This window comes from Halorussus vallis (assembly GCF_024138165.1).
Taxonomy (GTDB): Archaea; Halobacteriota; Halobacteria; order Halobacteriales; family Haladaptataceae; genus Halorussus; species Halorussus vallis.
In genome coordinates this window covers 811,783-825,798 of the sequence record NZ_CP100000.1, presented here as the reverse complement: position 1 = coordinate 825,798, position 14,016 = coordinate 811,783, and the positions used below count along the sequence as shown (strand labels likewise).

13 protein-coding genes are annotated in these 14,016 nt (G+C 69.8%); 3 read left to right on the top strand and 10 right to left on the bottom strand.

Annotated features, from left to right (window positions below):
• Positions 1 to 118 precede the first annotated feature (118 nt).
• Complete coding sequence (locus tag NGM07_RS04310) at positions 119 to 289, top strand: DUF7331 family protein (RefSeq protein ID WP_253517608.1); 171 nt, start codon at positions 119 to 121, stop codon at positions 287 to 289.
• On the opposite strand, the gene NGM07_RS04305 is transcribed toward NGM07_RS04310, so the two are convergent.
• The 10 genes from NGM07_RS04305 to NGM07_RS04260 form a co-directional block, all read right to left on the bottom strand.
• A complete protein-coding gene (locus NGM07_RS04305) occupies positions 286 to 1,389 on the bottom strand; it encodes a DUF354 domain-containing protein (RefSeq protein ID WP_253517606.1) in 1,104 nt (367 codons plus the stop codon). The genes NGM07_RS04310 and NGM07_RS04305 overlap by 4 nt on opposite strands.
• 355 nt (positions 1,390 to 1,744) lie before the next feature.
• The gene (locus NGM07_RS04300) at positions 1,745 to 2,701 is read right to left on the bottom strand and encodes a glycosyltransferase (protein ID WP_253517604.1); all 957 of its coding nucleotides are present in this window, start codon (positions 2,699 to 2,701) and stop codon (positions 1,745 to 1,747) included.
• Between the two features lie 226 nt (positions 2,702 to 2,927).
• Positions 2,928 to 4,013, bottom strand: a complete 1,086-nt coding sequence (locus tag NGM07_RS04295) for a GNAT family N-acetyltransferase (protein WP_253517601.1) — start codon at positions 4,011 to 4,013, stop codon at positions 2,928 to 2,930.
• Positions 4,010 to 5,176 carry a polysaccharide deacetylase family protein gene (locus NGM07_RS04290; protein WP_253517599.1) on the bottom strand — a complete coding sequence of 389 codons (1,167 nt, stop codon included), beginning with the start codon at positions 5,174 to 5,176 and terminating at the stop codon, positions 4,010 to 4,012. Before NGM07_RS04290 ends, NGM07_RS04295 begins: the two co-directional genes overlap by 4 nt.
• Positions 5,169 to 6,230, bottom strand: coding sequence for a non-hydrolyzing UDP-N-acetylglucosamine 2-epimerase (wecB, locus tag NGM07_RS04285; protein ID WP_253517596.1), 1,062 nt, complete (start codon positions 6,228 to 6,230; stop codon positions 5,169 to 5,171). Before wecB ends, NGM07_RS04290 begins: the two co-directional genes overlap by 8 nt.
• Positions 6,227 to 7,360, bottom strand: a complete 1,134-nt coding sequence (locus tag NGM07_RS04280) for a glycosyltransferase family 2 protein (protein WP_253517594.1) — start codon at positions 7,358 to 7,360, stop codon at positions 6,227 to 6,229. The genes wecB and NGM07_RS04280 overlap by 4 nt, the downstream gene beginning before the upstream one ends.
• 27 nt (positions 7,361 to 7,387) lie before the next feature.
• Positions 7,388 to 8,737 carry a nucleotide sugar dehydrogenase gene (locus NGM07_RS04275; protein ID WP_253517592.1) on the bottom strand — a complete coding sequence of 450 codons (1,350 nt, stop codon included), beginning with the start codon at positions 8,735 to 8,737 and terminating at the stop codon, positions 7,388 to 7,390.
• The gene (locus tag NGM07_RS04270) at positions 8,734 to 9,732 is read right to left on the bottom strand and encodes a Gfo/Idh/MocA family protein (protein ID WP_253517590.1); all 999 of its coding nucleotides are present in this window, start codon (positions 9,730 to 9,732) and stop codon (positions 8,734 to 8,736) included. The genes NGM07_RS04275 and NGM07_RS04270 overlap by 4 nt, the downstream gene beginning before the upstream one ends.
• A gap of 10 nt (positions 9,733 to 9,742) precedes the next feature.
• Positions 9,743 to 10,831, bottom strand: a complete 1,089-nt coding sequence (locus tag NGM07_RS04265; protein WP_253517588.1) for a DegT/DnrJ/EryC1/StrS family aminotransferase — start codon at positions 10,829 to 10,831, stop codon at positions 9,743 to 9,745.
• Positions 10,828 to 11,361: an acyltransferase gene (locus NGM07_RS04260; protein WP_253520149.1), complete on the bottom strand. Its 534-nt coding sequence runs from the start codon at positions 11,359 to 11,361 to the stop codon at positions 10,828 to 10,830. Before NGM07_RS04260 ends, NGM07_RS04265 begins: the two co-directional genes overlap by 4 nt.
• Positions 11,362 to 11,928: 567 nt before the next feature.
• Here NGM07_RS04260 and NGM07_RS04255 point away from each other — a divergent pair.
• Together NGM07_RS04255 and glmM are read left to right on the top strand one after the other, a co-directional pair.
• Positions 11,929 to 12,489: a DUF7344 domain-containing protein gene (locus tag NGM07_RS04255; RefSeq protein ID WP_253517587.1), complete on the top strand. Its 561-nt coding sequence runs from the start codon at positions 11,929 to 11,931 to the stop codon at positions 12,487 to 12,489.
• The gene (gene glmM / locus NGM07_RS04250) at positions 12,489 to 14,015 is read left to right on the top strand and encodes a phosphoglucosamine mutase (protein ID WP_253517586.1); all 1,527 of its coding nucleotides are present in this window, start codon (positions 12,489 to 12,491) and stop codon (positions 14,013 to 14,015) included. The genes NGM07_RS04255 and glmM overlap by 1 nt, the downstream gene beginning before the upstream one ends.
• Position 14,016 lies beyond the last annotated feature (1 nt).

Here is a 14,016-nt window from a genome sequence, read left to right as displayed (position 1 = left end):
CCCCGATCGACGCCGAGTCGTCACCTCACGGCGGTGATGTGTAGTGACAACACTTATCAGGGGCGGGTCCCGAGCTATCGATAGAAACCCACCGACGTAACCCGAGTGGGACGACCCAATGACCTCCAAGTACGAAAGCGACAACACGACTCGCTCCGAAACGCTCTCCGAAGACCAGCGGTACGCCGCGTTCCGCGACGGCGCCGGTTCGGTCGTCGTCTACGACACTCGAAACGGAAACGCGTGGATTCAGGCCGACTGCGCGGTCGACATCGACGGGATGGCCTAGTCGTCCGCCGTCGCCGCGGCGCGAACGCCCCGCGCGGGGCGTTCGCGCCGCGGTTCGACGCCGCCCGCCTTCCTCCCTTCTCGCACCAGAAGTTCGACCGCGAACGGAACAACGTCTATCTTTTCCCGAAGCAATCGCCGACGCCGACGCCGCCAGGCGACCGCCGTCTCGTCGCACCGAGCCAGCGCCTTCGCCTCCCTGACGGCCTCCCGGCCGTCGTCGGTGGAGTAGAGCAGGCCGTGTTCGGCTAGTTCCTCGAAGTTCGACATGTCGTCGTCGCCCGCGAACGACTGACACCGCACCGCCGGCGTGCCCAACAGCGCCGCCTCGGTCGACATCGTCGCCGAATCGCCGACGTAGAGGTCGGCGTGGTACAGCAGGTCGTGGGCGAGGTGGGGCGGCACCGGCAGGCGGTGGTCGTCGAACGCCGCGGGGAGCGGCGACTCGCTGGAGACGTAGACGGTGCCGTGCTCGGAGAGCGACTCAACCAGTTCACACTTGTCGGCGCCCGAGAACCCGGCCTCGCCCACGTCGTGGAGCGCCGACCAGTCGCGGAACCGGACGAACGCGTAGCGGTCGTCGGGGTCGACGCCGTGGCGGGCGAGTCGCCCCGGGTCGGGGTCGAACCGGTCGGGGTGGAGGTACGCCAGTTCCTGGTAGCCGTCGTACCGGACGTGCTTGCCGCCCAGGTCGGTCCCGAACTGCCGGGGTGTCGCGACGGCGTGGGCGAACGGTGTCGTGATCTTGTGGGCGAAGATGCCCTCGTTGTCTATCCAGACCACGCTCCGGGCGTCGACCAGTCGCGAGACGTGCGCGACCGCGGTCCCGCCGATGGCGGTCATCACGTCCGGGTCGAACTCCCGGGCGGCACGGAGGAGTCGGTACTCGTAGGTCGCCTGGGTCCGGGCGAGACCGCCGAGCGAGTCGGGTTTCCCCGCGAGGACGGTGTACTCCATCCCGTAGTGGTCGAGCAGGTCGAGCGCCACGTCCTTCTCCCGGGCGAAGATTCGGACCCGGTTGCCCCGCTCGCGGAGTTTCGCCACTACGGGCCTGAAGAAGTGGACGTGGGCGGGGTGCTGAACGGTGACGACGACCTTCACGGCCGGACCCTCCGTCGGCCGCGCGTCGGGTCGCGCTCCCGGGCCGCCGCTCGTTCGTCGGCCGCCGCCGCTTCCGCTCGTCGTGTCGATGGTGTCGATACTACCGTTTCCGTCGCCGTCGTCTGTCTCGTGTCCATTGGTTCTCTCCTCCGTCGGCGCGCCGGCGATTCTCACTCGCCGGCGCCCCGCCGTGCGCAGTCGAACGGCGCACTCGTCGTCGACGCGCTCCCGTTCGTTTTCGGGCTCCACCGCGATTCCCACCGCTCCATTCGGCCGTCTTTCCCCCGCGATTCGGCCGCTTCTTCCGCTCGATTCGGCCGCCTTTCCGCCCGGCCTGTCGTCCTCCGGCGTCGCCTCAGATTCGGTCGGCCGGCGCCGCGGCCCGCTGCGGGCCCGACTCGGGCCCGCGGTCGAGTGCGCGCTCGTACACCGCCTTGAGGCGCTCCGCGGTCGCCTCGACCCGGACGTCGGCTATCGCCTCGCGTCCGTTCGAGCGCCGCGGGTCGACCAGCACGTCGGCGAGTCCCGCGGCGAGTTCCTCGTCGGTCGACGCCACGGTCGCGGGCCTGACGCCCGCGAGTCGCTCGCGCACGTCGCCCACGTCGGTCGAAACCACCGGGACGCCGCAGCTCATCGCCTCCTTGACGGAGTTCGGCGACCCCTCCCGTCGGGAGGTCACCAGCAGCGCGTCCGAGGCGTTGTAGTACGTCGGCATCTCCTCGTGGTCGACCCCGCCGAGCGGGTGGAGTTCGACCGGCGCGTCGAGTCGGTCGCGGGCGGCCTCGACGACCCGGCCGGCCTTCGGGAAGTCCTTGACGGGGCGCCCCGGCGAGTAGGGAAACAGGACGTGGCGCGCGTCGGCGTCCCACCCGAGTCGCCGCCGGGCGCGCCCCGCCGGTTCCGGCCGGAACTGGGTCGCGTCGACGCCGTGGGGAACTACGTGGGCGTCCCGGTCGAGTCGCCCGGCCATCTCCTCGGACATCACCACCACCTCTTCGACCCGCCGGGCGCACGCCTCGCTCAACCGGCCGTACTCGCCCATCAGGTCCGACCCCCACAGCGAGAGCACGACCGGGACCCGCCGCTGGGCCAGCGCGAACGGCGCGGTCAGCCCGTAGTTGGCGTGGACCAGGTCGTAGTCGCCGGCCCGGCGCACGACCGCGGGTAGATAGCGGAGGTAGTCGGCGACCGACCGGTCGTTCGGGTCGCCGGGCACGACCAGCGCGTCTCGGTCGACGCCGAGGTCGGCCATCGCGGCCGTCTCCCGTCGGTGGAATCCCGACTCGTTCGTCAGTAAGCTCAGTACCTTCATGCTCGAATTCGCCCGAAACGGCCCGCCGTTCGAGCGTCGGCGAACATCTTGGGCCGAGATGACCTTTGTAATTCGCTCGTTGAACAGCGAATCTCGGCTGAATCCGGGCAAACCGTGCGCTGGCTGTCGTTTTTCGGTCGCCGCGTCGAGAAAGAGCGAGTCCGCGTCGCGGTCCGGCGGACGATTTCGGTTCCGCTCGCCGCCGCCGGCAGGTTGCCGCCCGAGACTACTGAACCAACTGGTAGGCGCGCTTGGCGACGTTCATCGCCGCGCCCGGCGACTCGACCACGTAGTAGGGGACGAGGTCGGCGCCGAACTTCGCCTTGTACCGGCAGAGTCGCTCGGTGTTCGCACCCATCAGGTCGTACTGGGTCACCGATTCGACCGGCGGTTCCTCGATGATGTCCTCGATGAGCCGCCAGTGGATGAGGCTGTTGACCGCGGTCCCCTCGTAGATGCACTTGGCGCCGCCCTGCCAGAAGTAGGCGGCGTCGTTCGAGTACAGCGTCGTGATGCCCGAGAGGTACTCGCCGTTCTCGTCGCGGGCGACGTAGGCCCGCGCCCGGTTGTCAAGCGCCTCGAAGAGGTCCCGGACGTAGCTCCACGACAGCGTGAACGGTTCGTCCTGCTCTGCGTACCGCTGTTCGGTCGCCCGGTAGATGTCGCGGGCGCCCTCCAAGCCCTCCGTCTCGATGGTCACGTCGAGGTCCTCGGCGTCCCGAATCTCCCGGCGGAGGCTCTTGGAGAACGACTTGCGGACCTCCTCCGCGTCACGGTTCTCCAGGTCGAGGAAGTACGTGAAGTTGGGCTCGACCTGGAGGTCGCCGCCCCACGAGTACGGCCGGGGGTCGGCGTAGTCGGTGTTGCAGATCATCCGGAACAGCGTCAGCCGCGAGTCGACGTCGAGGGTGTCCAGCACCTTCTCGGCGAACGGCGACTCGACGCCCGCCTCCGCGAGGCGGGCGTCGAGGTCGAGGTCGGTGCCGACCTGCTCCAGGACGGACTCCGTGAACTCCTGGTTGACCTTCTCCTGTTTGCGGCGCTTCGGGCTGGTCGGCATGAGGATGGGACCCAGTCGCGGAATCCCGAGCCCCGGCGGCGGCGAGGTGACCGCCGTCCCGACCGACCGGCGCTGGACGAACACGGGCAACAGCGCGATGGGCTGTTGGCCCTTGAATCCGCCGAACAGCTTCATCTCTGCGTCGGCGTGTCGGTCGACGACTTCGAGCGCTTCCGGGCGGTGGAAGACCTCGAAGCCGTCGTTCGGTAGTGCCGATTCCCACTCGGACAGTTCGAGTTGCTCGACTCTCATCCTGTTGATTCTCTGGTATCGTCGGTTTGCACTTTGTTATCCTCCGCTTGTCGGCCGCGTAGGCCCGCCTTGTCGGCCGTCTCGTCCGGTGCAGCCGGAGAGGAGGACTCCTCGGAGTTCTCCTCTCCGGCCTCCTCGGTTTCGCCCCCGTCGGCGACCGCCTCGCGGTCGCCGACCGAGTCGCCGGCGAGGCCCCGCTCGCGCTTCGCGGTCGGGGACGTCCGTCCCCGGTCGTTACCCTCGGGGTGGTCCAGCAGGTCGTAGAAGTCTGCAGGCGGGCCGACCCACGCGCCCATCTCCAGGGCGCGCTCGATGATTCGGCGGTAGAGTTCCCGGTAGCCGGGGAAGTCGACCTCGTAGAACATCCGCGGGTGCCAGAGGATCGACATCACGGCGTCGTTCTCGGCGGCCTCTTCGAGCAGCGACTCGCACTCGCGCCACGCCGCCTCGAAGGACTCGCCGGGGTCCGGGAGCGCGATCTCCATCAGCGTCAGTGGAAAGACCACGAACTCGTCGCCGAAGGGACGGAACGGCTGGTAACGCGCGAAACCGAACTCGCTCGACGACCCCGGACTCGCATCGTAGCGCAGACCCATCTCGCGGTGGTGCTTCCACGTCTCGGGGGTGTGTCGGAGGTGGTGGTGGCGGCCCCCGGTCACGCCGCGACCGAGCGCGGTTTCGAGCGCCGACTTCTCCATCCGGAGGCGGGCCGGGTCGTCGTAGGAGTCGAACGACCCGTGGAGGCCGACCTCCCAGCCGCCCCGGTCGAGTCGCTGCAGCAGGTCGACCATCTCGGCGTTCCCGACGTCGTACCGACCCAGCGTCTCGACCCAGTAGAAGGGGTCGACCCAGTCGCCGGGCGCGCGTTCGAGCGCGTGCCGTTCGCGCAGGAAGTAGAACGACGACCGGACCCCGAGGTCGGCTTCGAGTTTCATTATCTCCTCGAACTGCCACCACGGGTTGTGGTCTGGCAGCAGGCTCCGGAGGTGTCTGGGGTCGCGGTCGGCGAGCGCGTAGTACAGCGACTGGCCGGTCTTGTACGGCCGGTCGACGTCGTGGGTGAGCAACAGCGCGAACTCGGCGTCCTCGTCGGCGAGCGCGTCGGTCGCGTCGGCGTCGGCGAACGCGGCGTCGGCCGACCGGGTGTCGAGGTCTTCAGGCATCGTCGAGCAGACCCGTGATGGTCGCCGCGGCGGTGCCGTCGCCGTAGGGCGTGGGCTTGTCGGCGGGGCGTTCCGCGCTGGACAGCGCCCGGCGGATCGCCTCGCCGTCGGCGCCGACCAGCGTGTTCCATTCCGCCTCGACCGTCTCGCGCCACTCGGTCTCCTCGCGCATCGTCACGCAGGGCGTGTCGAGGAAGAACGCCTCCTTCTGGACGCCGCCCGAGTCGGTGGCGACCACGTCGGCGGCGTCCTGGAGGCGCACGAAGTCGAGGTAGCCCACCGGGTCGGTGAGCGTCAACTTCTCCTCGGCGTCCTCGTACATGCCGTACTCCTCCAACTTCGAGACGGTCCGCGGGTGGGCCGGGAGCACGACTTCGCGGGGGTCGTCGGCGAGCGCGTCGAAGATGGCCGCCAGGCGCTCGGGGTCGTCGGTGTTGGCCGCGCGGTGGACCGTCGCCAGGACGAACTCGCCCGCCTCGACCCCGAAGTCGTCGAGCACGGTCGAGTGCTCTTCGGCCCGGTCGCGCGCCCACAGCACGGCGTCGTACATCACGTCGCCGGTCATGTGAACGCCCGCCTGGACGCCCTCGGCTTCGAGGTTGTCGACCGCGCGCCGGGAGGGCGCGAAGAGCAGGTCGGAGGCGTGGTCGGTCAACACCCGGTTTATCTCCTCGGGCATCTCGCGGTTGTAGCTCCGCAGGCCCGCCTCGACGTGGGCCAGCGCGGTGTCCATCTTCGAGGCGGCGACGGCGGCCGCGAGCGTGGAGTTGGTGTCGCCGTAGACCAGCACCGCGTCGGGGTCCTCCGCGGCGATCTGCTCTTCGAGGCCGACGAGCATCTCGGCGGTCTGGGCGCCGTGGTCGTCAGAGCCGACCCCGAGGTTGACGTCGGGTTCGGGGATGCCGAGTTCGTCGAAGAACACGTCGGACATCTCCTGGTCGTAGTGCTGGCCGGTGTGGACCAGCACCTCCTCGTGGCGCTCGCGCAGTTCTCGGGAGACCGCCGCGGCCTTGATGAACTGCGGGCGGGCGCCGACGACCGTCAGCACCTTCATTCGTCTGCCTCCGGCGCTCGCGGGCGTTTCTGGGAGGGCGATTCGTCGTCGAGTTCGAGTTGGAGCGGTTCACTTCGGTTCATATCGAGTAGTCCGGCGAGTCCGAGCGAGCACAGGCCCGCCAGCGCGGTTCGAAGTCCGGAACCGTCCTCGCCGGACAGGCGGTTCCGGACCGCGCCGAGCGTCCCGACCACCGAGGCCAGGACGCCGACGCCGAACAGCGCCGCGACGGGGCTCGCACCCCGCCGCACGTACGTTTCGGTCACTCGACGGAGGAACCCGGTCGCCAGCAGCGCCGACAGCCGCGGCACGAACGACTTGAGATCGATGTGGCTCGTCTCGTTGCCATACCGCGAGGGCGTCGGCACGTCTGCGACGCGCATCCCCGCCACGTTGAGGCGGATGAGCACGTCGTTGGCGAAGCCGTACCGGTCGTAGGCCGAATCGAGGTCGATGGCCTCGATGGCCTCGCGGGAGATGGCCGTGTAGCCGTTCTGCGGGTCCGAAATCCGCCAGTAACCGCTCGCTACCTTCGTCAGGCCGGTCAACAGGGTGTTGCCGAAGTACCGGAAGTTGGACATGCTGCCGCGGTCGCGCCGCGACTGGAGGCGGTTGCCCTTCGCGTAGTCGACGCGCCCGTCGGCGACGGGCGCGACGAGTCGGTCAAGCGCGTCGGGGTCCATCTGACCGTCGCCGGCCATCACCGCGACCACGTCCATCCCGTCGGCCGCGGCCCGGCGGTAGCCGGTCTTGATGGCCGCCCCGACGCCGCCGTTCTCCTCGCGGCGAATCGGGACGACGTACCGACCGCCGTCCAGTTGCGCCGACGCGGCGGGTCGCGTCGACCCGCCGCCGGCGCGTTCTCCTCCGGACGCGTCGTCGGAGCCATGCCCGTCGGCGGAAGCGCGCTCCCCCGCAGGAGAACGCACCCCCGCGTGCGAGCGCGCGCCGACCTCGGCGTTTCGTCGTTCGGCGTGTTCCCGTATCTCGGCCCAGGTGCCGTCCGTCGACCGGTCGTCTACCACGTAGACGCGGTCGACGAACGACGGAATCGTGTCGATTACACCGCCGACGAGTCCCTTCTCGTTGTAGGCCGGGACCACGACGGCGACAGATTTCTCGGAGTACATCGTGTCTCTAGTGTCTCTGGTGTCTCGCTATCCGCTACCGATGGTGTAGACGCGGTGGGCGGTGTCCCCGAGGTCGAGGGTCCCGCGGCCGTCGACGACGGCCAGCGGGTCGAACCGATTCCACTCGATTCGCTCGAAGTCCTCGTGGGGCGTCACCAGCACCGCGGCGTCAATATCTCGTTCGTAGAGCGATTCCAACTCGACCTTCTCGGCGTCGAACTCGTCGGCGTCGTCGAGCATCGGGTCGACGCCCAGCACCTCCGCGCCGAGTTCGGACAGTCCCGCCGAGATGCCGATTGCGGGCGAGGCCCGCGTCTCCTCGACGCCGGGCCGGTAGGTCAGACCCAGCACCGCGACGGTCGCCTCGGAAACCGGCGTCCCCTCGGCGTCGAGTTCCCGCGCAAGCGTCTCGACCGTGAACGTCGGCATGTCGTCGTTGACCGCGCGGGCGGTCTCGAGCAACCGCGAGTCTGTGTCGAACTCGTCGATGACGAAGTAGGGGTAGTAGGGGATGCAGTGGCCCCCGACGCCCGGCCCGGGGTCGTGGATGTCGCAGAAGGGCTGGGTGTTGGCCGTCTCGATGGCCTCGTTGACGTCGACGCCCATCTCGTCGGTCATCGTCGCCAGTTCGTTCGCCAGCGCGATGTTGACGTCGCGGTAGAGGCCCTCGAACACCTTCACCGCCTCCGCGGTCGTGGCGTCCGAGACGGTCAGCACCTCGTTGTCGGTGATGTCGTCGTAGACGAGTTCGGCGACCCGAGTCGACTCGTCGTCGACCCCGCCGACCACCTTCGGGTACGCGCCCCGGATGTCCTCGAGCGCGCGACCGCTGGAGGTCCGTTCGGGGCAGAACGCCAGGCCGAACTCCTCGTGGCCCGCTTCCTCGGCGAGTAGCGGGTAGAGGGTGTCCGCGCAGGTCCGGGGCGGGACGGTGCACTCGACGACCACCAGGTCGCCGCGGTCGAGTCCCGACCCGATGTCGCGGGCGACCGACTGCAGGATGGAGAGGTCGGCGGCCTTCTCCTCGGTGATGGGCGTCGGCACGATGACGACGTGGACCGCGGCCTCGGAAGCGGCCTCGGCGGGCGAGTCGGTCGCGCGGAGCGCGCCCGACTCGACGGTTTCGGCGACCGCATCGGCCAGGCCGGGTTCGCGCTTGACGTGGCAGTCGCCGGCGTTGACGGTCTCGACCACGTCGGGGTCGACGTCGGCGCCGACCACGTTGCCGCAGGTTTCTGCGTACACCGCCGCCAGCGGCAGGCCCATCTTGCCGAGGCCGTACACCGCGACCGGAATCTGGCCGGTGCGGAACGCGGTTCGCTGGTCGGCTTCGGGGGCGTCGCTCCCGTAGAGTCGGCCCACTTCCTGGAGGCTCACCGTGCGCTCACCCCGACTTCCTCGCGCTCCTCGCCCGAGGCGATGTCGTCTATCTCGCGGGCGACCTCCAGCACTCGCAGGCCGTCCTCGCCCGAAACCACCGGGTCGGCCTCGTCGTTCGTCGCCGCGGCGACGAACGACTGGAGTTCGTTCTTGAGCGGTTCGCCCGTCTCGACAGTCGGCCGCTCGACGATGCTCTCGTGGCGGTAGCGCACGTCGCCGTTGTCCTCGATGTACTCGGGCAGCGAGTGGCGGTGGATTTCGACCGACCGGTCGATGTAGTCGACGTTGACCCGACACTCCTCGGCGGTGATGGCGAGCTTTCGCACCCGCTGTTGGGTGACTCGGCTGGCGGTCAGCGTCGCGACCGTGCCGTCGTCGAACCCGAGCGTGGCGGTGGCGTGCTGGTTGTCCTTCGCGCCGCGGGCCTCGACCGAGGAGGGCTTCTCGCCCATCAGCGACAGCACCACGTCGATGTCGTGGATCATCAGGTCGAGCACCGCGCTCTGGTCGAGTTCGCGGTCCTCGGGCGGCGGCCCGAGGCGGCGGGCGTCGACCGCGATGATGTCGAGGTCGGCCACGATGTCGGCCAGCGACCGGATGGCGGGGTTGAACCGCTCGACGTGGCCGACCTGTATCGTGACGCCCGCCTCGTCGGCGGCCGCCAGGAGGTCGCGACCCACCTCGGGGTCATCGACGAAGGGCTTCTCGACGAGCACGTCCACGCCGTGGTCGATGCACTGTTCGGCCATGTCGGCGTGGAACGGCGTCGGCACGGCGATCGATGCGACGTCGGCGGCGGTCAGCAGGGCTTCGAGGTTCAGCGCGCGGGTGCCGTGGTCGTCGGCGACGGCGCGGGCCTGGTCCTCGTCGACGTCGTAGACACCGACGAGGTTCACGCCGGGGAGTTCGCTGTACACCCGGGCGTGGTGGCGACCCATGCTTCCGACGCCGACGACGGCGGCGTTGACTGGGTTGGATACGTCGAGGTTCATGGTTGGAGTTTCAGGGCTGATATTCGGTGACGGCGTCGACGACGGTTCGGCGGTCCTCCTCGGTGAGATTCGGGTGGACCGGCAGCGACAGCGCCTGTCCGGCGGTCCGCTCGGCGACCGGCGCGGCGTGGTCGACGTCGGCGTAGGCTTTCAGTTCGTGGATGGGCGTCGGGTAGTAGACGCCCGTGCCGACGCCCTCGGCTTCGAGGTGGTCGGCCAGGCCGTCGCGGTCGTCGGCGCGAATCGTGTACTGGTGGTAGACGTGGCGGCGGCCCTCGGGTACGTAGGGCGTCACCACGTCGGCGTCCTCCAGCGCCTCGTCGAAGCGAGCGGCGTTCTCGCGGCGAGCCTCGTTGTAGTCGGGGAGGCGGTCTAGCTGGACCCGGCCGATGGCGGCGGCCGTCGATGTCATCCGGAAGTTGTGGCCGGTCCGGACGTGCTCGTAGCCGCCTTCGGGAGGCCGACCGTGGTTGACGAAGCTCTCGGCGCGTTCGGCGACGTCCTCGCGGTTCGTGGTTATCATCCCGCCCTCCCCGGTGGTCATGTTCTTCGTGGGGTAGAACGAGAAGCAGGCGGCGTCGCCGAACGACCCCACCTTCCGGCCCTCGTACGCCGCGCCGTGGGCCTGGGCGGCGTCCTCGATCACCGCGAGGTCGTACTCGTCGGCGATTTCGAGCAGGCGGTCCATCTCGGCGGGGAGGCCGTAGAGGTGGACCGGCATGACGGCCGCCACGTCGTCCTCGCGCCGGATGGCTTCCTCGACCGCCGTGGGTTCGAGGTTGAACGTGTCGGGGTCGATGTCGGCGAACACCGGTTCGGCGCCGGCGAGTCGGACCGCGTTCGCGCTCGCCACGAACGAGTACGGCGAGGTGACCACCTTGTCGCCCTCGCCGATTTCGAGCGCTTCGAGCGCGGCGTGGAGGGCGGTCGTCCCGTTGCTGGTGGCGACGCCGTGTTCGGCCTCGCAGAAGCCGGCGAACTCGGCTTCGAACTCCCGGACCTGCGGGCCGTCGGCCAGCATCCCCGATTCGAGCGTCTCGACCGCGGCGTCGATTTCGCGGTCCCGAAGCTCCGGGTCCGCGATGGGAACGTCGCTCATGCGATCTGATTCCCTCCTTCGAGGTCGTCGGGGAGCGGTCGGTGCTCGGCGGGCGCGCCGACCGCCAGCGTCTCGGGCGGCACGTCCTCGGTGACGACCGCGCCGGCCGCCACGAACGACCCCTCGCCGACCGTCACGCCCGGCAGGATGGTCGCGTTCGCGCCCACCGAGACGTGGTCTTCGAGGGTCGGCCCCTCGAGGTCGACGTCCTTGCGGATGGGGTAGGGGTCGTTCGTCAGGACGGCCTTCGGGCCGACGAACACCTCGTCGCCGATGGTCGTGTCCGTGGGGACGTAGACGCCCGTCTGGAGGCTGACGTGCGAGCCGATGGTGGTCGTCCCGTCGATGACGGTGTCGGTGCCCACCACGACGTCGTCGCCGATATCGGTGTCTTCGCGGACTAGCACGCCGTGACCGGTCGTGAAGTCGTCGCCGATGGTCACGTCGGCGTAGACGATGGCGCCCGACCGGATGGTCGCGCGGTCGCCGATCTTCGGCGGTTCGGCGCCCTCGCGGTGGCGGTGACCCACCGTCGCGTCGGGGGAAACCTCGCAGTCGTCGCCGAGCGCCGCTCCGGTCGTCTCGGCGTCCGCGTCGACGGGGTCGTCGGCCGCTCCCGAGTCGGTCGCGGCCTCCGCGGAGTCCGGCCGACTCACCGAGCGTCACCTCCGCCGCGTCCCACCGAGCCGTATCGAGTACGTTCGGTCGATAGCTGAATCATAGGTAGGTAGTTTGCCCGACCGTACCGCCGGACGGCGGGCCGGGCGTTATCCAGTCCATGCATTGTTGACCTCTTTGTTATACGCCGCTTGGACTCGCGGTAGAACGGACCTATCGGCGTTCCCGCTGGCGAATACGCCCGGTTTAGGCGGGGGGTTCGCCCCGCCGCGGTGTTGGGGCCTACCGCGGCGATAAGCGCCCCGTGACGGGGGCGAGCCCTCCGCACATCGCGGGATTACCCCCGAACAGCAACTGGGTAACAAAGTGCCAACGGAGCAATTCTCGGTGTATGTGGCGGTCTCAGTCGTTGCTACTCCCACACCCCGGCGGTTCCGACAGTGTATCGCCTCCGACGACCGGTCGACGGCAACAGGAGCATGGCGCACAGTGAAGAGCTCTCCCAGGACGAGGTGTTCGAGGTCCTGAAGAGCCCGCGGCGACGCTACGCGCTGTACTATCTCCGACGGGAGGGCGGCGAGGCCGACCTCTCCGACCTCACCGAACAGGTCGCGGCGTGGGAGAACGAGACGACGCCCGCCGCGCTTTCGACCGAGCAGCGAAAGCGCGTGTACATCTCGCTGTACCAGACCCACCTCCCCAAACTCGACGAGGCGAACATCGTCGAGTACGACCGCGACGCCGGCGTCGTCCGCCTCGGAAGTCGGTCCTCCGACCTGGACATCTACCTCGGCGACGTCTCGCGTGAGGAGTTCCCGTGGGACCGCTACTACCTCGCGCTCGCGGGGGTCGGGGCGGTCCTGGTCGGCGCGGTCTGGTTGAACATCTACCCGTTCAGCCTGGTGCCCGGACTCGTCCTCGCGACGATCATCCTGCTGGTGTTCGGCGCGTCGGCGGTCGTCCACTTCCTCCAGTACCGCCACGGCAACGAAGTGGGGACGCCGCCGGAACTCCGGCGGGCCGACGGACAGGAGCACTGATGTTCGGAAGTAGCGGCGTGCGCGGGCCGGTCGGCGACGAGGTCACCGCCGACCTCGCGCTGTCGGTCGGCCGGGCGCTCGCCAGCGAGGGCTACGACCGCGTGGTCGTCGGCCGAGACGCCAGAACGAGCAGTCCCCTGCTGGCCGACGCCGCGGCGGCGGGCCTGCGGGAGTGCGGCGCCGACGTGATTCGAATCGGCGAGGCGGCGACGCCGACGGTCGCCCGGAGCGTCGGCTGGCGCGACGCCGACGCGGGGCTGATGGTCACCGCGAGCCACAACCCCGAGACGGACAACGGCATCAAGCTCTGGAACCCCTCGGGCCAGGCGTTCGACGAGAGCCAGCGCGAGGCCATCGCCTCGCGCGTGCGCGCGAAGAACTACAACTTGGCTCGCTGGGACGGCCTCGGTGCGGTCGAGCGATGGGACGGCGCGACCGACCGCCACGCCCGGACGCTCGCCGACGCGGTGAGCAACGGAGACGGGACCCGCGAGGACGGCGAGCGCGACGGGACCGCCCGACCGCTCGCCGACCTCTCGGTCGTCGTCGACGTCGGCAACGGCGTCGGCGGCGTCACCGCCGACGCGCTCCACCGCCTGGGCTGTGACGTCCGGACGCTGAACGCCCAGCCGGACGGCCGGTTTCCGGGACGGCCGAGCGAACCCACCGCCGAGAACTGCCGGGAACTCGCGGAACTGGTGGCGGCGACCGACGCCGACCTCGGCATCGCCCACGACGGCGACGCCGACCGGATGCGCGCGGTGGCCCACGACGGTACCTTCCCGGACGGCGACGTACTGCTCGCGCTGTTCGCCCGCGAAGCCGCGGGTCCCGGCGACCGAGTGGCGGTTCCCGTCGACACCAGCCTCGCGGTCGCCGACTCGCTCGCCGACCGCGGGGCCGACGTCGCCCGCACGCGCGTCGGCGACGTCTACGTCGCCGAACGCGCGACCGACCCGGACGTCGCCTTCGGCGGCGAGCCGAGCGGCGCGTGGATTTGGCCCGAGGAGACGCTGTGTCCCGACGGCCCGCTGGCGGCGTGTCGGCTCGCGGCGCTGGTTGCCGACCGCGGCCCGCTCGCAGACCTCCTCGCCGAAATCGAAACCTACCCCATCCGCCGCGGGAACGTCGAGACGACCGAGAAGGCGTCGGTCGTCGCGGGCGTCGAGCGGCGGGTCCGGCGCGAGTACGGGGACGTCGCGACCGCCGACGGCGTCCGGGTCGGGACCGACGAAGGGTGGTTCCTGGTTCGCGCCAGCGGCACCGAACCGGTCGTGCGCGTGACCGCCGAGGCCCGTAGCGAGGCGCGCGCGGCGGAATTGTTCGGAGAAGCGAAGGCGCTGGTAGAATCGGCGGCGGACGCGGAAGGGGAAACCGCGTCGGAGGAAGAAACGGCGGCGGAAGAATCCGCGACGGAGGGGGAACTCGCCGCGGAAGCGGGGGAACGCACCGCGGAAGGGGACGCGAGGGGGAACGCGGCGGAGGGAGACGCCGCGGAGCGGGGAACCGCTACCGAGCGGCCCTGAG